The sequence below is a fragment of the Neobacillus sp. GCM10023253 genome (assembly GCF_042653105.1).
GTDB classification, from domain to species: Bacteria; Bacillota; Bacilli; order Bacillales; family Cytobacillaceae; genus Neobacillus; species Neobacillus citreus.
Genome location: NZ_JBHSHV010000006.1, coordinates 376,496 through 396,862 on the forward strand (window position 1 = coordinate 376,496; position 20,367 = coordinate 396,862).

Consider the following 20,367-nt stretch of genomic DNA (forward strand, 5'->3'; position numbering starts at 1 on the left):
TGAATAGACTCGGTTCGGTGTATATAAGCGAAGTTTTTCCGATTAAGTAAAGAAAAATAACCCATTTTCACGTTTTTCGAGCCAATAGTCGGAATTTTTCCGCTTATTTATTCTATTTTTAGTGCTATTTCTAAATTAAGAGAAATTTCTCCGCTTATTTATCAAACTCGCTTTAGCGTCTAATGACTTGTACAACATACGGGGGAGTAAGTGAAAAAAGATAATACAAAAAAGGCTTAGAGATGAAAAAATATCTCTAAGCCTTTTTGACTGTGAAAATATCCTTTGATTTGTGTTGTGAAATTTATGTGATTTGCTATCTGATTAGGTCTGTGAATTAACGTTTTGCTCCCCAAAAGTAAACCCGTTATTCTTCGCCAGCTTCAATTTTATTTAGGTCTAATAGCTACGTCTTCAATGAAACCATGCATTGATTATATTTCCTTAATATCAATTTGTTTCGGCACCCTCTGGCCATCCATCCATGAGAGTGACTGCATGATCTTCAGTTGGGGCGTCAATTAGTTGTATTTTTTTCCTTCCATCCATGTAAGATTCACTTGATGATAATATTCGTCATGCTTCATTTTTGCATCCTTAGCCTCCCACGCACATTTTACGATAGTTGGATAAAATTTTTATAATAAAATATGATTGGATATATGTCTTGGTTCTTCGCCATTGAGAAGCCATTGTGTGGGATTAAATGAAAACAACAAAAAACCTTCCAAAATGGATATAATGGAAGGTTTTTATTAATGAATTACTGAAAGTTATCGGCGGTAGAACTTAAAAGTGCATAACCTTTCTTTCTTCGATACAAGGCAATGACGATACTTAGGATTACACAAACTATTGATACTAATTGGGCAATTCGGATATGGGATGTCAACATTAGACTATCTGTCCGAAGGCCTTCGACAAAGAATCTTCCAATTGAATACCAAAGCAGGTAGGTTAAAAATATTTCGCCTCTTCTAAAATCGATTCTTCTTAAAAGGATTAATAGAATAACACCTGTGATATTCCAGATGGATTCATACAAAAATGTTGGGTGGTAATAAACACCGTTGATATTCATTTGGTTAATTATAAAGTCAGGTAAATGCAGTGACTCCAGAAAACTTCTAGATACCGGTCCCCCGTGGGCTTCCTGGTTCATAAAGTTTCCCCATCGGCCAATGGCTTGTCCAAGCAACAGACTAGGAGCTAATAGATCTGCCATTTTCCAGAAGGATATTTTTCTTTTTCTACAAAACCAAATGGCTGTTAAAACTGCCCCGATAATTCCACCATGAATGGCAATTCCACCATGCCAAATAGCAGGAATTTCATTCAGATGACTTTTATAGTAACTCCATTCAAAGAGGACATAGTATGTCCTTGCACAAATGATGGCTATAGGTAACGCAATGATAATTAAATCACCAATTGTTCCAGAAGGAATTCCTCTCTTTTCCCCTTCTTTTTCGGCTAACAATAGCCCTAATATAACACCAATACCGATGATCACACCGTACCAATGCACAGCAATAGGTCCAAGATGAATGGCAATTGGGTTAAGTGGATAAACAAGTGCTAACATACCTGACTCCCTTCTTACTATCATTCATTAACCAAATATTCTTAAAGATTGCATTTTTATTATAACAAACATGGATTATTGGTTTTATTAAAAAATCATTAAAATCAGATTGTAAGATTTATGAATTTGAATGGGCTGTATTGAAAAACAGACGAATCATTTCGTCTATTTTTCCTACTAAGTGGAAAAATAATTATTGATGCAGTTTTATGGGGTCATCAAAAAATTTTAAAAAAAAGGGAGTTTTTTTCATGAGTGGAATGAACCATTTGACCATTTTTCAGCTGAATGACACTCACGCTTACTTGGACCTTCATCCTGAGATATTCTTTGAAGGAAATGGGGAGGGTCGCTTTCGAAATGCCGGCGGGTATGCCCGAATTGCCACCATTCTTAATGAAGCTCGATCAGCCAATCCTGACGGGGTGCTTGTCTTAGATAATGGTGATACCTTTCATGGCACGTATCCAGCTGTTACCAGCATGGGTGAGTCACTTGTCCCTATTCTAAACTCAATGGGGATTGACGGGATGACTGCTCATTGGGAATTTGCCTATGGCCCGAATCAATTAAAAAAACTATCCTCCCTACTTAACTACCCAATGTTAGCGAATAACTGTTATGACGAGAGAAGTAAACAACCTGTGTTCCCTACACATACGATCATTGAGAAAGCAGGATTGAAAATTGGCGTGATTGGAATAGCTTGTCATATTGTAGATAAGACAATGCCGCCGCACTTTTCCTCTGGCGTTTATTTCACGCTTGGAAATGAAGAATTGCCTGCACAAATTGAAAAGTTGCGTAAAGTGGATCAGGTAGATTTAATTGTGGTTGTTTCCCACTTGGGCTTCCCTATTGAAGTTAAAATTGCTTCAGAAGTTGATGGAATTGATATATTGCTAAGTTCTCATACACATAACCGTCTTTACAAACCTGTACGAATAAACAACACTCTCATCATCCAATCCGGCTGCCATGGTTCCTTTATTGGTTGCCTGGAATTAGAAATCGAAAACGGACAGATTTTAAATTATCACCACAAGTTGATTGAAGTTTTAGAAGACATTCAACCTGACCCCAAGGTGCAAGCACTTATAAATCTTGTCCTTGTTCCTCATAAAGATCTGCTCCAAAGTGCAGTTGGCGAAACAAAAACCGCTCTGCATCGTTATTCTCAACTTGAATCAACCATGGATAATCTGCTTTTGGAATCCATTGCAGAGGTTACGAATGCCGAGCTTGCTTTCTCCAATGGATGGCGTTATGGTGCACCTATTCCTCCTGGACCGGTAACCATGAATGACCTGTGGAACATCATTCCCACCAATCCTCCCGTTTCAACGGTAGAATTAACAGGAAAAGAATTGTTAGAGATGCTAGAAGAAAATTTGGAGCGAACTTTTGCCAGCAACCCTTATGGTCAGATGGGAGGATATGTTAAACGCTGTCTGGGACTAAAGATGTTCATTAAAATTGAAAACCCCGCCGGAACACGTATTCAAGAGCTGTTTATAGGAGACCGTCGTGTTGACCTTTACCACAAGTATCTGGCTGCTTTTGTCACAATGCAGGGTGTGTCACAAAAATATGGCACCAATCGAAGAAATTCGGATTATCATGCCATAGATGCATTGAAACAATATATAGAGAAACGGGGCATTATTTCTATTGGGTTGAATGGCACCGTTCAAGTCGTTTAAATAGTGTACGCGCCTATCTTATGTATAGGTTCTTTTCTAATAGTTTTATTCATAAGGCTGTTGACTCCTGCGACAGCCAAATTAAAACCCCAGTCTTCTGTTCATCGATTGCCTGCTAAATCCATCTAATGATGTTATGATTAATTTAAACTGAAATTTGCAATACCTAAGATTATAAAATTTGTCTACTCTAAATCCTATTATCATAACATCTGGGACCAAAACTTTTATCTTCTCTCGTTTTTTGGTCATTTTTCTTTCTATTGTTTTGCTGCTTATATTTCTTATTTTTGGTATTTATTATCTATTTGCCTTGGGATTAATTTAAGCCTATTAAAAAAGGATGGTTCGATCATCATCGAAGCATCCTTTTCTTTACTCTTTTTCAATGATTGCGATTTTAATATCACGATCATCCATAACTGCATCTATCGTATCTTGATCATCAGTTATATTGATATTCCCCATTAGCTGAATATTATTCCCATTTAAATTACCGTGATTGGTATTTTCTTTTTGATTGCCATCAATCCCATTAACATGGCCCTTGCCAACGAATACCGAGCTTCCTGGCTGCATCGAATTGACGTTTACACTATTAAGATTAAGATTTGTTAAGTTGTTTTCATCACTTGAATTCTCGACGGCAATATGAATGTCCCGATCATCAATTGGTGTATCAACTATGTCAGGGTCAATTAGGATGGAAGTATTGCAAAGCAGCAAATTAGAGTGTCCGCCAATACTTCCGAACACACTGTTTTGCTTGCCATGAGCACTCCAACCAATCGCAGTGTTTTGCTCTCCAATAAAAATACCACATTGTCTCTCCATTGTTTGGACATGAATGTTACCTGCAAAAGTAAAATCTGTAGTTTTACCCATTTTTGGTTCACCACTTTAGTTCATTATGAATGAGGTTTAATGCTTTAATTTATGTTCATGAATCTTGGGTTGTGCACTCACCTAAAAAGCCGTGTCTTACTGATTGTTTATGCATTCACTGGAATGCTCGGCTTAAAGTCCTGATCAAAGATAACCCCATCTATGATTTCAAAGCTATCCGCGACATTATTTATATTTCCGGCATTAATGGTGTTAATACCGTAAATTCCCCCCGTGTTTAAATTGTATTTCCTGTTAGCATCCATCCCATTTACAATACCTTCACCAACAAAAATGGCGGAACTAGGTTGAGGAGAATTTATGTTTAACATTCCTACATTAACGATTGAAGCCACCCAAATTCCCTCCTATTCTCCTGTTACTGTTTATTATTTTATGTTCAAACCATAAACTGTGGAACATAAAATCGGCATCTCAAAAATAGTGCCTTTTTGAGTTTTGGAAAAGCAATTCAGCAATCTATAATATAAGGAGATATTAATAAAAGTATATTTGCAGGTTCTATTTACATTAATGACAGGTGGTCAGTATGCATATCCTATTTTTTGCTCCTTATTTTAATCAACCAAGAGGGAATTCTACAACCATAAAGCGTCTTGTTCACTTTTTGCAGCAGGGAAATATTCATACTTCCGTTATTCCATACATGGAAGAAGATGATTGGCATCGTTCAGATGCGGATATTTATCATATTTTACATGCTACCCGATTTATTCAATGGCAAAAAGAAACCAATTTTACTTTAAATCGCCCCTATCTGGTCACGATGGGCGGAACCGATATTAATATTGATTTACAGGTAAGCATGAATGATGAAATATTTTCATTTTTAAATGATGCTGCTTTTATAACTGTTTTTACAGATGATGCAAGAGAAAAGGTATCACGGTTATTCCCTGGGTGGACCGCTAAGACCATCGTTATTCCCCAAGGGATCTGGCTGCCTTGGAACATATCGACAATAAAAGGAGAAATCCATCCACGTATTCTTCTTCCGGCCGGATTACGACCAGTAAAAGATGTTTTGCATGTTGTTCCGGCACTTGATGAGTTAATTCGTGAATACCCCAATATGGAATTCACGATTCTTGGGGCAAAGTTAGATGCGAATGTCTTTAAAGTGGTACAAAAAGAAGCAGAGCATCGCCATTGGATGAAGTATGCGGGCGTTGTTCCTTATGAGGTTATGAAGTTTTGGTACGAACAAGCCCAAATCGTCATCAATACTTCCCTATCTGAAGGTCAGTCGCTTGCCCTTATGGAAGCAATGGCATTAGGGCGACCAGTCATCGCGCGAAAAAATGAAGCGAATATCCAATTGATTCGCCACGAACAAACAGGCTGGCTTTATGAAACGATGGATGAATTTAAAAAGGCCGTTCAATCCATTGTATGTGATGTTACCTTGCGAGAGAAAGTGATTCAGCAAGCAAAGGAATGGATCAGCGAAAACAGTTCACCTGAACAAGAAACCGTTGCTTACATAAATTTGTATAAAGATTTATTAAATTAAGGGCTCCTGTTCAATTTACCTAGAATCATTTTTTTCTGCCTTACATACATGCAATCGCACGTCTATTTTTTCTAATACTATTTAAATTTCCCACGGCAATACCTTATTTTGTATAAAAATAAAGGGCTTGGCAAATTTAATAACAGGTGATTACTAAGAAAAAAAGGGATTATTTTATAACTAGAGTATCGGTGGTTTTTTGCTTATAGAGGGGTTGATAGCATGTCTGTTAAACAATATTGGAAAGAAATAAACGATAAGAGTGAGCGGGTTTCATCATTAATGCATTCTTTTTGGCATGAGCATTCTGACTGGGGAAACTGGCAGTTCTGGGTCATCCTACTCTTCTTGCTTGTTCCACTGATTGTGCTTCTAGTTAAGCTTAACCGAAATAGAAGTCTTGAAATTCTTTTCTTTGGGTACACAGTACATATGTTATGGACATATACCGACCTCTTGCTTATTAGACAAGGTTATGTAGACCATAACTATTTCCTAACGCCATTCTTGCCACAAGCTTTAGGAATTACAGCATCCCTTATCCCTGTTTCCTTTATGCTTGTCTATCAATATTGCTTGAATAGTGATAAACCTTTCATTATATGGACTACTGGACTAAGCGCCATCTTAGCTTTTGTTTTTGCCCCTATTGAAAAGTGGATGGGTCTAGTTTCCATCTACAAGGGATTTACAATTGTTCATCTATTTTTTATAGATATTGTTATTACCATGATTGCTTACGGGTTGACGAAGTTTTTTGTAAGGTTTTATGCGGCAAGACAGTCAAATTTGGACAACTAAATCTTTTTTCTAAAAACGGGGTCAGTCCCCCAGTACATTAAAGCTTTAGTGCACTGGGGGACTGACCTTTGAACTTCAGTTTACATAATAATATTATGGAGTATTTTTAAATTAACCAAAGAATAAATCCAATATATTGGACCCTTTAGAAGATTGCTTATTATAGAACTCGGAGTATCCACATTTTTTACAATACACCACGATAAAGGTATTGTGCTGAATATCTAAGATTTTCGATAAACCTGTACCCGTCATCGCTACTTCCTTTGTTCCTGCATCTTTGCTACCACATTTTATGCAGCCTTTTTCAGACATACATGTTCTCCTCCCACAAATAACCAATTTAGTTACCCTATAATACGAAGGCAGCTCGAAAAGGTTTCAGTGGATTTATAGAAGCATTGTCCTTCTGCCAATCACTGTTTTTTATGGAAAAAACCGCTTGGAGGCTTTACTTTTCACCCATTTACTTAGTATGTTTAATCCCCTTATATTTCGTGAAGAATGATAAGCGAGGTGATCCTGATGAAGCTCCTTTTAATAATCGGAAGTATTGTACTCCCTATATTAATGGTTGTACTTCAAAGAAAATGGTCCAAAATAAAGGTCATTTTTGATATAATGGCGATTCTGTCGGCACTTATTTTTGGAAATATTTCTTCAATCGCTATCTTTGAGATTATCAGAGATGATAAAGTCTTTATGACTAATATTCATGGGGTATTTTTAAATCCCTTCTTCCTTATGACAGGCGCTTACTTGGGGCTGTATTTTCTTTATATCCTTGTTTTACGAGTAGTAAATGATATTAAAAATGATAAAATTCTTTAGATTTTTGGGAAATGGGGCCAGTACCCCGTTGCGTTCATGCGTTAATCGCCGGGGGACCAGCCCCAAGATTAGCGGTTTGTATAAAAAAAGGGCCTGCCTAATACAATGACCCTAGAAAAACAATTAAAATACCCAATTTGACACATTTCTTGTATATCTCACTCGAACAGAAATGGTGCAGGAATTCTTCCTACACCATTCTTCGATCATGATAGATTGATTTAAATTTCTACTAAACTGTTTGCGGAAAGATCTTTCTCCACTGATCGACTAACAATAGTATGAGGATCTAGGTCGCTGACTCAAAGGTGGATTATTTTTGTTTTTCCTTAAATTGTGTAGTCCGGTGCATATGGGTCAATCTGCTGATGGTTTCTGCCAGCAACGCCGTTCGTTCAGGTAATGATGAAATGTCTAAGTACTCATCATCCCTATGGCCGTTCCCGCCTTTTGGTCCCAGCCCATCGACAGTTGCGATGCCCATTGAGCTGGTGAAAGAGCCATCTGAACATCCTCCTCTAAATGACTCTTTAATTTCAATCCCCATTTCATTCCCAATGTCCTGCACTAAACCAATCAATTCAATCGATTTCTTGGTCTTTACCATTGGGGGCCGATTTAACTGGCCTGCTAGTTTGATTTTTGTCCCTTTGATGTTAGGTTCAGAGCAAATCTCTTTCATTTTCTGCTCCACTTCTTTTATTTGCTCCAGTTTTGTGATCCTTACATCCACTTCAGCTTCCGCAATGGGGGCGATTGTATTGGCGGAAGTTCCTCCTTTTAACAATCCAACATTGACGGTAATGCCTTTCTTATAATCAGTGATTTTATGCAATTTTATGGTTTTATAAGCGATTTCTTCAATCGCGCTGCGGCCCTTTTCATGCTCAGATCCTGAATGAGCAGGCACTCCTTCTACTTTAATTTTGTACCTTGCTCCGCCCTTTCGCTGCGTTACAATCGAACCATCTTTCCCTGCCGCTTCCATAATAAGGGCATACTCTTTATCTTTTCCTATCTGTTCGATAAGAGATCTTGAGTGTCTCGAGCCGATTTCTTCGTCACTATTGAGAACAATTTCAACATTCTTATACGCATCATCTTGCCTCTCAACCAATGATTTCATGGCAAATAGGACAGAAACCAAGCTTGCCTTCATATCGACGACACCAGGTCCATAAGCATAATTCCCCTCTATCTTGAAAGGCCGCTTTTCTGCCGTCCCTCTTTGAAAAACAGTATCCATATGGGCGACAATCATTACTTTGGGATCGATGGCATCAGGGTGCCTGATCACCAGATTATTTCCTCGTTCCTCATGGGGGTGAACATGTACATCAAAACCGATTGATTCATATTCTTTTGATAAAACAGCACCTATCTCATCAATCCCTTGCTTAAAATAACTGCCGCTATCCATATTCACCAGCTTCTCTAAAAGGTTCAGCATGTCCTCCATCTTCTCATTATCTATATCTATCAACTTCTCCACTCCTAACATTTTATTACCAATAAAAAGTAAGCATCATTTAAAATTCATGGATGACTAGTGCAGCAAATTTGATTCCTTCGATAAAGTCATCGATATAAATATTCTCATTGGGAGCATGATTGTGAGAGCCAGCATGACCAACTCCGAATCCTACTGCTGGGATACCAAACTTTTGACAAAGGGTATACATTGGACCAGTACCTGCCTGTGATCTCATGACTTGCGGCTTCTTTTCGAAGAATTTCTCTGCACTGCTGACCACTTTCTGAACAAGAGCGTCATTCAATTTTGTCAAGGCAGCACGCTGCCCTTTCAAGCGGACGATTTCAATATCATCAAATCCATGTTTATCCAAGTGTTTCCTTAACAGCTGCAAAATTTCATCAGGATCTTGTTCAGATACTAACCGGAAATCAATTTTTGCTTTTGCCACAGAGGGTAATACCGTTTTTGCTCCTTGTTCGGTATACCCTGATTCCATTCCACAAATCGTGCAAGTAGGTTGAAAAATTAGTTTTTCTTTGAGATTGAAACCTGTTAAGTTATTTAAATATGACTTGAGTCCAAGCTGCTCTAATTCTTCCTTTTCTTTATAATCGATGGACTCTGTTAATTCTTTTTCCTCAATGGTCATCTCTTGAATCCGATCGTAAAAACCGTCTATTAAGATTTCTTCCTGTTCATTCTTCAACGTACTTAATGCCCAGACCAATCTCCAAGCAGGGTTTGTGACAATCGCTGCCTTTGCTGAATGCAGATCTACATTTGCCCCTTTTGCATGCAATTCTACATAGAGCATTCCTTTACATCCAAGTGTGATCTGCAGCCTCCCATCTGTACTTTTAAAGCCATTTTCCCAAATGCATCCGTCCGTTGTTAATTTATCAGGATGCTTTTCGGTAAATTCGGAAAGATGAGGACTGCCAATCTCTTCTTCCCCTTCAATAATAAATTTAATATTGATTGGCAACTCCTTATATACCTGCTGATAAGCATGAATGGCACATATTCTTGAAAGTAAGGTCCCTTTGTTATCAGCCGTCCCTCGTGCGAATAATTTTCCGTCTCGAATCTCTGGAGAAAAAGGCGGACTTTCCCATAATTCAATTGGATCCTCCGGCTGTACATCATAATGATTATAGAAAGTAAGGGTTCTGTCTTTGCCGGAATTTAATTCTCCATAAACGATGGGATTTCCCGACGTTGGTATGCTTTCTACTGCAAAGGATAATCGCTGTAAGTACTGTTCTACTAGATTAACGGTTTCTTCCATACCACGGTTTTGAGCAGCAACACTTGGCTGCCTGCAAATTTCCATTAACCAATCCAAATACATTTCTTTATGATCTTCAATATATTGATAGATATCTTCTATCAAAAGAACGCCCCCTTACTTTGCCATGGTTGATTTTGTTAAATGCTTGAGAAAAAATTCAATGGTATTTTGATGCATCACAATGTGATTCGCTCGTTTTTCAGTCTGATGTCCTTCATTATCGAAAACCGTTAGTTCCACTTCTTGACCCCGTGCTTTCATTTCCGTCACAAGTTGCTCTGATTCACTGACTGGTACACGAGTATCATTCAGTCCATGGAATACCAACAACGGAACCTTTATTTTATGGGCATGATGTAAAGGAGCAATTTCATCAAAGAAATCACTGTCTTGATCTAGAAAACCATATTCACACTCTCTTAGCCTGCGCCTCCATGCACCTGTATTGGTTAACAAGGTTCGTAAATTCGAGATTCCCACAATATCAACGCCAGCTGCCCATACATCCGGATAATGAGTAATCGCTGCCAATACCATAAATCCACCATAACTTCGTCCCATAATACCAATGTTGTCCGGGTCGACTTGATGGGTTTCTATTAAATCCTTCACCAGCCATACAAGGTCTTTGACAGAGTCCATTCTTTTACGGGCATCGTCCAGTTGAATATAGGTCCTGCCATATCCGCTGCTGCCACGGACATTAGGTGCTGCCACCGCAAAGCCTTGACTGGCCAAATACTGAATCACAGGGTTAAATTCTGCTTTCGTCTGTCCTTCCGGTCCACCGTGAACATAAATAACAGCAGGCTTATTTTTTTCATTCTCTTGATTATAGAAAAAGTAAGGAACCTCCAATTGATCAAAAGAGGTAAAAGAACATAATTGGGGTTCAACAGAGTGGCGAGAAACCGTATCAGATTCACTGATATTCGTTAATCGTGTAACGCTTCTAGAGGATATCGAATATTTCCAGATGTCTCCCGGCATAGAAGGTGTCTTCAATGTAAAGATAAATTCCTCATTATTCATCCAGGAAATGGATTCAATCACACCTGCAGGAAACCCAGTAATTTCTTCTTTTTTATTCGAATGAGGTTCATACAACCATAAGCGCAAGTAGCCCGCTTCGTTTACCGTTAAGGCCAGTCTTTGTTCATCAGGAGACTTCTTGATTTCTTCAATATCCCATTCAGTCCAATGGACAAGTTTCTTTAATTTCTCGGTGGCGGCAAAAGAAAAGCTGCTTAAATAATAGGTCTCTGCTCCAAAATTTGTTAACAGATAGCCTCCATCTCCGTTTTTTTTCATTACTACATTTTTGTAACCAGCTGCTTGTTTGTCATTTCCGATTCTGGTTTTTTCCTGTGTCTTCAGATTGAATCGGTAGATGGCATGATCAAGGTTGGATTCCGTAATGCTGATTAATATATGTTCATGATCGATCCAGCTGAGCACATCGCAATTTCCGTCGTATTGAAAGACCGTCTTTGATTCCTTTGTTTCAATGTCTACGATAAATACATCGAAATAGCCCGGCTGACGGCGGTTGCTCGTATAGGAAACATACTTATTATCTGGTGACCACCCTCCTACATAGTGAAAATGCTCTGGCGATTGAACCAATGGTTCTACCGATGAACTCCCTTCACGGTATAGGTATAACTGCTGTTTTTCATTCCCCTTCCAGTCCATTCCGATGACTGTCATTTTTCCGTTAGGTGCATGATAGATCCCAAGCGTACGCTCTTCCATGCTTACGTATGGCACTGGCTTTTGCTCTTGATCAAGAGTGCAAACTTGCGGAAGGCCTGTCAAATTAGAAACAAATGTAAATCTCCCCTTACCAGGAATGATTTGTGATTTGAAGGCTGAAGGTACATTTAAAAAGTCATCCAAGATGGTTTGATTATTCATTACGATTCCTCCTAATAATCATGGAATGATGGATATTTCCGTTTAAAGAAATACTCCACCCGCTAATCAGCCATGGATCATTGGGAGGAGTATTTCTCTTATGGAGCTTCTATTGTTTCTTTTTTACGTTCCAAGGAATAGCTCCTTGGAAAGGAGTAAAGCCTTCAAGTTTGTTGCTGGTAGTCATGATGGTTGAATAATGCCCAAATAGAGTAAACGGCAAATAGTCATCCCACATGTAGGTTTGTAATTCTTCCCAAAGCCCTTTCGCTTCTTCTTGTGAAGCTGATGTTCTAATCTTAGCAAGTAAGTCGGTAATCTTTTGGTCATTGGTCCAGCCAACGTAATCCGGATTCACCACCAATAACTGTGATGGAGTGGTGACATATCCTGTTCCCACAACCATGATATCCCAGTTTTCTGGATTCTCCCTTCTTTCGATAAGAGTCGGCCAGTCAAATATTTCTAGCTTCACTTTCATCCCAATTTGTTCTAATTCTTCTTTCATCACAACTGCCGAGTTATACATATAATCATAATCTCGTGTAGAATACAGGGTGATTTCCTCTCCCTTATAACCAGCTTCCTTCAGCTTGGTTTTGGCCGTATTAGGATCGGCAAGATTATAAGACTCTTTTCCTGCACCAGTGGCCCAGTCTACTTGTTCCGTGCTCATATAACCTGGACTTAATTTGAATAAATCCTTATGTCCAAAGCTTGCAAGCATGATAGCGTTCAAATCTAATGCCGTATTGACAGCATCCCTGATTTTTTGGTTCGTGAATAATCCATGCTTTTTGTTGTAGGATACATTTAATGTACCGCCATCAAAAGATACATAGGTTTTTAGATTTTTATCACTTTTCAACTGTTCATAATTGTCATAAGGCATGTAGGTCGCAATATCATACTGGCCCGTTTGGACTCCGGCCATTCTAGTTGACGGGTCCGATACAATATAATAATAGACTTCATCGACATAGGCCGTTTTTCTTCCGGCAATACCGCTAGGTTCCTCATCGACAGCTGCGTAATCATCAAAGCGTTTTAATCGAATATATTGATCTTGTTTCCATTCAACATATTCGAAAGGACCGGTCCCGATATATTCGGTTACGCCATCTTTTCCAGCAGATTCAATGATTTCCTTTGGCATAATGGCGGGAAATTGTCCACGTCCTGCCATAATATCTAACACATCTGAAGCAACCGATTGTAATTTAAGTTCTACGGTATAATCATCCTTCGACTCGAAATTTGCACCGCTTAACAGTAATTTTGCCCGGGATGACAGTTTCAGCCATCGATTCATCGATGCCGTAACATCCTCAGCCTTCATTTCCTTCCCATTATGGAATTTAACACCCTTCCTTAAGTGAAACGTGTAAATTAAACCATCGTCACTCTTATCAATTGACTCGGCTAACATCGGAACTGGCTGCTGCTTGGCATTTTGGGTAACCAATGTCTCATAAATATTTCTGGTAACCTCAAGGGCAACGGTTTGTGTCGTTAAATGAGTGTCTAGTGTTGGAGGCTGGGCATTCAGTGCAATCTTTAAAACTCCGCCTGTTTGTTCGTCAGAAGCCGTTTTTTTCGTCGTTTTACTCGTAGTTTCACTGCTGCAGCCAGCCAGCAAAACCAATAAAACCAATATGAGAAATGAAAATTTTTTCACCATCTTCATCCTTTCAAATTTATGTTTATAGAACCTTTTACCTATTCCTATCATAAAATCGTTATTGTAACATTCTTAATAGGGTGTAAATTCTGTAAATTTTTACAATAATAAGACTTAAGGAGGTAAAAATGGATTATCATCTTCTCACTTTTGTTACAGTTGCCGAGAAAAAAAACTTTACGCGTGCAGCCGAAGCACTACATATTTCTCAATCAGCTGTTACTTTATCCATTAAAGTACTGGAGAAACAATATGAGTTAAAGTTGCTTGACCGAAGTAATAAATATGTGCGATTAACAAAGGCTGGAGAAATCTTGTATCAGCATGCAAAGCAAATTCTATCCCTATATGACCGAATGAATCGGTTAATCGATGAACTGACTCATTCAGCAAGCGGGATTCTTACGATTGGTTCCAGCTATACATTTGGGGAATATTTACTTCCGAGAATCATTTCAGAATTTACAGAAGAATTTCCACTCATTAAGCCTAATATCGCCATTCGGAACTCCCATCGTATTATTTCACAGCTGCTTCGTGGCGAATTGGATTTAGGCATTGTTGAAGGTATAGTAGAGAATCCTAAATTGCATATTCAACCATTTGCCCAAGATGAAATGGTCCTGATTGTCTCACCTAAGCATCCACTTGCATTAAAACAAGAAGTGGAACTGCATGACTTAAAAGATGAAACATGGATTATTCGGGAGAAAGGTTCTGCGACCCGTCAGGCTATCAATCAACTTTTCTCAGAAAATAACTTCTCACCTAGCGAAATTCGCTCCTTTGGAAGCTCTCAGATTATTAAAGAATCGGTTGAAGCCGGTTTAGGAATTTCTATTTTATCCATTCATACCATTCGTAAAGAAATGGAACTCAAATCCTTACATACCTTAAGAATCAAGAACAACCCGATGATTCGTAATTTTTGCTATGTCATCCCTAAGACCGACCTTCAACCTAGATCCGTTAGTTTATTTTTATCCTTCCTAGAAAACTACTCAACCTTAGACATTTTCGTTTAATTTTCGTTATCCGCATGTTTGCTTATGCTTTCATACTCTTCCTAATAGTGTCCCCTTTTTGTAAGATCGGGACCTCAACGGAAATGGTGTCGGGATACTTAATTCCCATTCCAGTATTTAGGGCAACAACGATATCTTGCTCTTTTATCCAGCCCTCTTCTCTTAATCTGCGAGCTGCGACAAACGTTGCAGCTCCTTCGGGACAAACGAATGCCCCCTCAAGGCTTGCTAGCTTCTTTTGTTCCGCCAAAAGCGCCTCATCCTCAATCGCAACAGCACAACCATTTGTTTGATAAATGGCTTCAAGGACTAAAAAGTCCCCCAATGCTTTTGGCACATTAATTCCGAAGGCAACCGTCTCAGAATCATGCCAGAACTCTGATTCTGACCTTCCTTCCTCCCATGCTTTAACAATCGGGGCACAGCCTTCTGCTTGAACAGCGACCAAGCGAGGAAGTTCTCCTTCCACCCAGCCCAACTTTTTCAATTCAGTAAGTGCCTTATAAATACCAATAATCCCTACGCCGCCGCCTGTTGGATATAAAATGACGTCCGGCAGCTTCCAATCCATTTGTTCGGCAATTTCTAGTCCCATCGTCTTTTTTCCTTCAATCCGGTATGGTTCCTTTAAGGTCGATGCATCGAATAAACCATGATCTGCGACCGACTGAGCCACAATTTTTCCTGCATCACTGATTAGTCCATCAACAAGATATAAGTTTGAACCCGAGATCGCTGATTCATTTCTAGTAATTTTGGGTGCATCAATTGGCATGACGATGGTAGATTGAATTCCACCTCTCGCCGCATAAAGTGACCAAGCAGCTCCCGCATTTCCATTGGTAGGCATGGCAAGTTCTGTTACACCTAACTCTTTTGCTTTGGATACTCCCACTGCCGCTCCTCGAGCTTTAAATGTTCCAGTCGGAATGATTCCCTCGTCTTTCATCCACAAGTTTGCTATTTTCATATCTTCACCCATAATAGGCATTTTAATAAGCGGAGTCATCCCTTCACCTAATGTAACAACGTCTTTCTCATTACAAATTGGAAGCAGTTCATGATACCTCCATAAGCTGGATACTCTGCTGACTAAAGATTCTTTGGAAAGCTCCTTGCCTAATAGTTCTAAATCGTATTCAACCAATAACGGTGATCCACAGGTGCATAGCTGATTTTTCTGTTCGTGTGAAAAAGTGTTGCTGCATTTGGGACAATATAAATGAGATATGTAACTGTATTTCATAGGGCTCACTCCAGTCTTTATCGTTCTTGTAAAACATCATACTTGATTGTTTTTGATAACTGAAATTAATAATATTAATGGAAATCATTTAGAAATTTAATGACATCATTTCTAACTGGCTACCAGCTATAAAGGAGGGCCGCTTAATTTATCATTAAGCAGCCCCACAACTTTAAACTAATAGACTTTCCTTTAATATAGTAGGAATTACTCCAGACGGAATCGGACATTGGTATGGGTGTTCCGCCAGTTGTGCTTGTAATTCCTTTTTGGCTTGCTCGATGATTTCCTGATTTTCCAATGCTTTAATGGCTGTTAACGCCAATGCTTTAGAAACCTGCAGCAACCCTTTGTGGGAAATGGAAGACTTTCCTTGGGTGACCATTTGCCAGCTGTGAAGCACTGTCCCCAAAGCAGAAGTCGTATACATACATTGGGCCGTTGGGGTAATCCAGCTTACATCGCCTACATCAGTGGAGCCGGAGAGGAATCCCTTTCCGTCAAAAGGAATAGGCTCAGCAGATAGGAAGGGACCTTCAGGATGAATCGGGAATCTTTTAGAACTAACTGCCTGGAAATACTCACCATTTTGTTTTTCCGCATCCGTTAATGTATCCCAAATCTGCTTGGCAAATTGATATTCTTCTGTCGAATAGGAAGGCATCCCCACCTCTTGAAGAGATTGTTCCAATACTTTACCTAACGTATAATTTGGATTATAGTTGGAGCAAGCTTTATCAAAATGAATTTCAACCTCAGTCTCCGTCATTAAAGCGGCCCCTTTAGCAATCTTACATAGTCGGTCATAGATTTTCTTGGTTTTGTTCATATTCTGATCACGCACAAGGTATAGTACCTCAGCCTCTGACTGAACCACATTTGGTGAAATACCGCCAGAGTTGGTGATGGCATAGTGGATCCGTGCTTCTTGGCTGACATGTTCACGCATATAATTAGCCCCAATATTCATGAGTTCCACGGCATCCAAAGCACTTCTTCCTAGATGGGGAGTGGCTGCGGCATGAGCGCTTCTACCCTTAAACTTAAAATAGACTTGGATGTTGGCTAATGAACTGCACCCCTGAACACCGGTACGGCTATTTGGGTGCCATGTCAATGCAAAATCCACATCTTCAAATACCCCTTCACGGGCCATAAAGGTTTTTCCTGATCCGCCTTCCTCACCAGGACAGCCATAGAAGCGAACCGTTCCTTTTAATTGATTCTCCTCGATATATTTTTTCAATGCGGAAGCTGCTGCTAAAGCACCGGTCCCTAATAAATTATGACCACAACCATGCCCATTGCCACCAGGCTGAACGGCTTCCAGAAAGTCTACATCACATGTTTGGCTCAATCCGGATAATGCGTCATACTCTCCTAAGAAACCTATTACTGGTTTCCCTTCACCAAATTCACCGATAAAAGCTGTTTCGATTCCTGCAACACCGCTTGTTACCTTAAATCCCTCTTTCTCTAACTGCTCACATAGATACTTACTGGAGATGTATTCCTGAAATCTTGTTTCAGGATTTTCCCAGATAAAGTCACTGATTTTCTTCCATTTCTCCTGTGTTTGGTCGATATATTCGTTGACCCAATCAACTTGCTTCAAAACCACTTCTCCCTCCATTTACCGCTAATTTTTCTAGACAAATTTCACTTCTGCTTTCTCTCTCTCAGCGGTTGCTTGCCCATAAATCCGGCCAATTCCATCTTCGATGATGATGTTGGTACCAAACGGTTCCGATAAATCTTGAAGCCTTTTGAGTATGGATTCATTCTTTGTCATTTCCGGGAATCCATTTTGATGGCGCTTCTTTCCATGAGAGAGTTCAATCGGATATAAGGTTATTTCGACTAGCTCTCCGTCTTTCATGGTCCAGAAGGGAAGGACGGACTCCATCATTTCCGGTATACTCAATAATCCTTTTGTACCGTTATGGGATTTCTTGTCCATTGCCTTCATCACGCCATATTCGTTCGGAATATTATGGTTATCATAAAAATCCTGCGGCAGGGCATCCAGGGTTTCATTTTGAAAAATAAAGTTTCCTAGACTATGAAAAATCGGTCTTCCCTTGTATATTTCAATGCCCCTCAATGTATGCGGCCCATGGCCAATGACACTATGGGCACCGGCATCAATAAATCGTTTCGCAGCTTTTCCTACAAAATCAGCTCCGATTCGTTTATTCGTCCCCTTCATTTCATGAGCATGAAAGTTAACCAGTACATAATCCGCTTGTCTTAGTGCATCATCGATAACCCCTTCAATACGTTTCATGTCTTTTTTATTAGGTTCGGTTATGAGGCCCTGTTCCTCTCCGACTTCAAATAACATCGGGTAGCCGTATTGATCCCTTCCAAAAGGTAAAATCCCTTCAGGAAATGGCAGAATGAAGGCTTCATTGATGGACATTTGGGTGAAGGCATTTACCTCTGTTTTATCGGCAATGTTCTTTAACACCGCGAGTTCTTCAGAGCTAATAATATGTTTTCGAACATGGCGAAGACCATTAATTCCAGGTCTTCCTTTGATATTATGCCTTTGTTCTGTAGCCATGTGGGTTAAATGAGAAACAACCGAAACGGAAATAAATCCAATACGGCCAGCGGTTGTATCCAGGAAAATCGGCTTTCCTGCTTCATATAAGTTCTCTCCGATTCCTGTATGGAGTATGCCTGCTTCATCCAGATGACGGTTCGTTGCTTCGAGTCCGTCATATCCATAGTCAAAGGCATGGTTGTTTGCAGTGCCAACTAGATTAAAACCATAGGCTTTTAGATCGTCTAAACGATCGGGTGTCGTTCGGATGTGAGTACCGCCTGGAATCGCTCCAGGGGTACCTTCATTTTGCAAAATACTAATTTCAAGATTTGTGATTCTTCCATCCGCTTGCTTGATCACTTTTTCAATCGCTTGAAAACTTTCTTCCTGATAACTTGGAATTCGTCGTGTAGGTAGATAATCACCGGTGGCTGCAAATGAAATCGTACTCTTCATCGTTTGACACCCCTTATCCTTAGTTAGGAAAAAACTTATACTAATGCCTTTTTAATATTGAGTTTAGTAGAGTTTAATACCACTTGGGCTAATGCCTTTACGCCAATCTTCATACCAAGTTCATCAATATCAAATTTTTCATTATGATGACCGGCTGCAAGGGTTGTTCCGACGACACCGTATGTTGCCAATCCCCCGTTGCTTTTGACCTTTTCCATCATGTAGGTTGCATCTTCAGAACCAGAACTTTCATTTGAAAGTAAATGAACTTGACTGATTTCTTCTATATTTTGAATAGATTCTTGAACAAATTCTGCCAATTCCTCACTACAATCTACCGATTTGGCTTCCCCAACGATGTCAATGTTTACCTCCACCTGATGAGCCATTGCTGTTCCTTTTAGAATATTAATGGCATTGGCTAAGATATATTCATTCACTTCAGCGGTATCACCTCTGGTTTCAATCTTAAGTTTTGCAGAGGAGGGAATAATATTTCTTCCTGTTCCTGCGTTTAAGACACCGACGTTGATTCGTGAATTACCGTCGCCATGGCGGGAAATTCCGTGTAAATTAAGGACCGCTGATGCCGCAGCAAGTAAGGCATTTCTGCCTTCTTCTGGACATTTGCCTGCATGGGAAGCGACTCCAGTGAAGGTAACATCGATTTTCGTGGTGGATAGGTAGCCGTTATTGGCGCACACATACTCTCCCAGCGGCACACCGGTGCCAATATGATTGGCAAGGAAAACGTCCACATCATCTAGAACACCAGCCGCCACCATTGATTTTGCTCCGCGCACTCCCTCTTCTGCCGGCTGGAAAATCAGCTTAATTTTCCCTGAAAGCTGATCCTGAATTTGTGAAAATAATTTCGCCAATCCTAATCCGATTGAAGTATGGGCATCATGGCCGCATGCATGCATCATTCCTTCGTTGACCGAACGAAATCCCATTGCAGCGGGTACATGCTCAGGAACGTTGGCTTCCACTAAATCTAGCGCATCCATATCAAATCGCAGGCCAATCGTTGGACCAGGGCGCTTGGTATCCAGAATACCTACCACACCGGTATGGCCGCCTTTTACATTTTCCAGCCATTTTTCATTCGCTCCTTGCTTCAGTGCCCGTTGTTCATGCTGCCGTAAAATCTCCTCTGGCGGGACACCCATTCTTGCATTGGTGTCAATGACTTGTTTCCCAATCTTCACTTCATATCCCCATGCTTCCAGCTTTTCAGCAACTAATGATGAAGTGCGGAACTCAAGCCAGCCCGATTCGGCATGTTTATGAAAATCCCTTCTCCATTCCACCATCTCAGCATAAATATCTTCTATTAAACCATTCATCTCTGCGTTCATTTCATCACCCATTTCAAAAAATT

Annotated in this window: 17 protein-coding genes; 5 read left to right on the plus strand and 12 right to left on the minus strand. The window is 39.7% G+C overall.

What is annotated here, in order from left to right:
• Positions 1 to 763: 763 nt before the first annotated feature.
• Positions 764 to 1,585 (minus strand): prolipoprotein diacylglyceryl transferase, encoded by an 822-nt coding sequence (gene lgt, locus ACFPA1_RS09130; protein ID WP_378582198.1) that lies wholly within the window; start codon positions 1,583 to 1,585, stop codon positions 764 to 766.
• Between the two features lie 251 nt (positions 1,586 to 1,836).
• On the opposite strand from lgt, the gene ACFPA1_RS09135 reads away from it, so the two are divergent.
• Positions 1,837 to 3,288, plus strand: a complete 1,452-nt coding sequence (locus ACFPA1_RS09135; RefSeq protein ID WP_378582200.1) for a bifunctional metallophosphatase/5'-nucleotidase — start codon at positions 1,837 to 1,839, stop codon at positions 3,286 to 3,288.
• Positions 3,289 to 3,663: 375 nt separating this feature from the next.
• Here ACFPA1_RS09135 and ACFPA1_RS09140 read toward each other — a convergent pair whose 3' ends face one another.
• Positions 3,664 to 4,173 (minus strand): hypothetical protein, encoded by a 510-nt coding sequence (locus ACFPA1_RS09140; RefSeq protein ID WP_378582201.1) that lies wholly within the window; start codon positions 4,171 to 4,173, stop codon positions 3,664 to 3,666.
• 107 nt (positions 4,174 to 4,280) lie between these two features.
• On the minus strand, positions 4,281 to 4,529 hold the full coding sequence (locus tag ACFPA1_RS09145; protein WP_378582203.1) for a hypothetical protein: 249 nt from the start codon (positions 4,527 to 4,529) through the stop codon (positions 4,281 to 4,283).
• A 194-nt stretch (positions 4,530 to 4,723) separates the two neighbouring features.
• On the opposite strand from ACFPA1_RS09145, the gene ACFPA1_RS09150 reads away from it, so the two are divergent.
• Positions 4,724 to 5,707, plus strand: coding sequence for a glycosyltransferase (locus ACFPA1_RS09150; protein WP_378582205.1), 984 nt, complete (start codon positions 4,724 to 4,726; stop codon positions 5,705 to 5,707).
• A gap of 222 nt (positions 5,708 to 5,929) precedes the next feature.
• Complete coding sequence (locus ACFPA1_RS09155) at positions 5,930 to 6,508, plus strand: hypothetical protein (RefSeq protein WP_378582207.1); 579 nt, start codon at positions 5,930 to 5,932, stop codon at positions 6,506 to 6,508.
• Between the two features lie 111 nt (positions 6,509 to 6,619).
• On the opposite strand, the gene ACFPA1_RS09160 is transcribed toward ACFPA1_RS09155, so the two are convergent.
• Complete coding sequence (locus ACFPA1_RS09160; RefSeq protein WP_378582208.1) at positions 6,620 to 6,823, minus strand: zinc ribbon domain-containing protein; 204 nt, start codon at positions 6,821 to 6,823, stop codon at positions 6,620 to 6,622.
• A gap of 210 nt (positions 6,824 to 7,033) precedes the next feature.
• Between ACFPA1_RS09160 and ACFPA1_RS09165 the strand changes: the two genes are divergently transcribed.
• Positions 7,034 to 7,339 (plus strand): transposase, encoded by a 306-nt coding sequence (locus tag ACFPA1_RS09165; RefSeq protein ID WP_378582210.1) that lies wholly within the window; start codon positions 7,034 to 7,036, stop codon positions 7,337 to 7,339.
• A gap of 313 nt (positions 7,340 to 7,652) precedes the next feature.
• Here the strand turns inward: ACFPA1_RS09165 and ACFPA1_RS09170 are convergent, their stop codons facing one another.
• The 4 genes from ACFPA1_RS09170 to ACFPA1_RS09185 all read right to left on the minus strand — a co-directional run bounded on the left by ACFPA1_RS09170 (position 7,653) and on the right by ACFPA1_RS09185 (position 13,705).
• Positions 7,653 to 8,822 carry a M20 family metallopeptidase gene (locus ACFPA1_RS09170; protein WP_378582211.1) on the minus strand — a complete coding sequence of 390 codons (1,170 nt, stop codon included), beginning with the start codon at positions 8,820 to 8,822 and terminating at the stop codon, positions 7,653 to 7,655.
• Between the two features lie 46 nt (positions 8,823 to 8,868).
• Positions 8,869 to 10,209 (minus strand): M20/M25/M40 family metallo-hydrolase, encoded by a 1,341-nt coding sequence (locus ACFPA1_RS09175; RefSeq protein ID WP_378582213.1) that lies wholly within the window; start codon positions 10,207 to 10,209, stop codon positions 8,869 to 8,871.
• A 12-nt stretch (positions 10,210 to 10,221) separates the two neighbouring features.
• A complete protein-coding gene (locus ACFPA1_RS09180) occupies positions 10,222 to 12,024 on the minus strand; it encodes an alpha/beta fold hydrolase (protein ID WP_378582215.1) in 1,803 nt (600 codons plus the stop codon).
• Between the two features lie 109 nt (positions 12,025 to 12,133).
• Positions 12,134 to 13,705, minus strand: coding sequence for an ABC transporter substrate-binding protein (locus ACFPA1_RS09185; protein ID WP_378582216.1), 1,572 nt, complete (start codon positions 13,703 to 13,705; stop codon positions 12,134 to 12,136).
• Positions 13,706 to 13,833: 128 nt separating this feature from the next.
• Here ACFPA1_RS09185 and ACFPA1_RS09190 point away from each other — a divergent pair, with 128 nt between their 5' ends.
• Positions 13,834 to 14,730: a LysR family transcriptional regulator gene (locus ACFPA1_RS09190; protein ID WP_378582218.1), complete on the plus strand. Its 897-nt coding sequence runs from the start codon at positions 13,834 to 13,836 to the stop codon at positions 14,728 to 14,730.
• Positions 14,731 to 14,752: 22 nt separating this feature from the next.
• Here the strand turns inward: ACFPA1_RS09190 and ACFPA1_RS09195 are convergent, their stop codons facing one another.
• The 4 genes from ACFPA1_RS09195 to ACFPA1_RS09210 all read right to left on the minus strand — a co-directional run bounded on the left by ACFPA1_RS09195 (position 14,753) and on the right by ACFPA1_RS09210 (position 20,344).
• Positions 14,753 to 15,976: a threonine synthase gene (locus ACFPA1_RS09195; RefSeq protein ID WP_378582219.1), complete on the minus strand. Its 1,224-nt coding sequence runs from the start codon at positions 15,974 to 15,976 to the stop codon at positions 14,753 to 14,755.
• Positions 15,977 to 16,148: 172 nt separating this feature from the next.
• Positions 16,149 to 17,609 carry a M20 family metallopeptidase gene (locus tag ACFPA1_RS09200; RefSeq protein WP_378582221.1) on the minus strand — a complete coding sequence of 487 codons (1,461 nt, stop codon included), beginning with the start codon at positions 17,607 to 17,609 and terminating at the stop codon, positions 16,149 to 16,151.
• A gap of 15 nt (positions 17,610 to 17,624) precedes the next feature.
• The gene (locus ACFPA1_RS09205; RefSeq protein ID WP_378582223.1) at positions 17,625 to 18,983 is read right to left on the minus strand and encodes a CapA family protein; all 1,359 of its coding nucleotides are present in this window, start codon (positions 18,981 to 18,983) and stop codon (positions 17,625 to 17,627) included.
• A gap of 35 nt (positions 18,984 to 19,018) precedes the next feature.
• Positions 19,019 to 20,344: an amidohydrolase gene (locus tag ACFPA1_RS09210; protein WP_378582225.1), complete on the minus strand. Its 1,326-nt coding sequence runs from the start codon at positions 20,342 to 20,344 to the stop codon at positions 19,019 to 19,021.
• Between the last annotated feature and the right edge of the window lie 23 nt (positions 20,345 to 20,367).

What these genes read in the sequence shown, in the direction of transcription:
- lgt (WP_378582198.1), bottom strand. Translation starts at nt 1,585, where the DNA reads ATGTTAGCACTTGTTTATCCACTTAACCCAATTGCCATTCATCTTGGA.
- ACFPA1_RS09135 (WP_378582200.1), top strand. Translation starts at nt 1,837, where the DNA reads ATGAGTGGAATGAACCATTTGACCATTTTTCAGCTGAATGACACTCAC.
- ACFPA1_RS09140 (WP_378582201.1), bottom strand. Translation starts at nt 4,173, where the DNA reads ATGGGTAAAACTACAGATTTTACTTTTGCAGGTAACATTCATGTCCAA.
- ACFPA1_RS09150 (WP_378582205.1), top strand. Translation starts at nt 4,724, where the DNA reads ATGCATATCCTATTTTTTGCTCCTTATTTTAATCAACCAAGAGGGAAT.
- ACFPA1_RS09155 (WP_378582207.1), top strand. Translation starts at nt 5,930, where the DNA reads ATGTCTGTTAAACAATATTGGAAAGAAATAAACGATAAGAGTGAGCGG.
- ACFPA1_RS09160 (WP_378582208.1), bottom strand. Translation starts at nt 6,823, where the DNA reads ATGTCTGAAAAAGGCTGCATAAAATGTGGTAGCAAAGATGCAGGAACA.
- ACFPA1_RS09165 (WP_378582210.1), top strand. Translation starts at nt 7,034, where the DNA reads ATGAAGCTCCTTTTAATAATCGGAAGTATTGTACTCCCTATATTAATG.
- ACFPA1_RS09180 (WP_378582215.1), bottom strand. Translation starts at nt 12,024, where the DNA reads ATGAATAATCAAACCATCTTGGATGACTTTTTAAATGTACCTTCAGCC.
- ACFPA1_RS09185 (WP_378582216.1), bottom strand. Translation starts at nt 13,705, where the DNA reads ATGGTGAAAAAATTTTCATTTCTCATATTGGTTTTATTGGTTTTGCTG.
- ACFPA1_RS09190 (WP_378582218.1), top strand. Translation starts at nt 13,834, where the DNA reads ATGGATTATCATCTTCTCACTTTTGTTACAGTTGCCGAGAAAAAAAAC.
- ACFPA1_RS09195 (WP_378582219.1), bottom strand. Translation starts at nt 15,976, where the DNA reads ATGAAATACAGTTACATATCTCATTTATATTGTCCCAAATGCAGCAAC.
- ACFPA1_RS09200 (WP_378582221.1), bottom strand. Translation starts at nt 17,609, where the DNA reads ATGGAGGGAGAAGTGGTTTTGAAGCAAGTTGATTGGGTCAACGAATAT.
- ACFPA1_RS09205 (WP_378582223.1), bottom strand. Translation starts at nt 18,983, where the DNA reads ATGAAGAGTACGATTTCATTTGCAGCCACCGGTGATTATCTACCTACA.
- ACFPA1_RS09210 (WP_378582225.1), bottom strand. Translation starts at nt 20,344, where the DNA reads ATGAACGCAGAGATGAATGGTTTAATAGAAGATATTTATGCTGAGATG.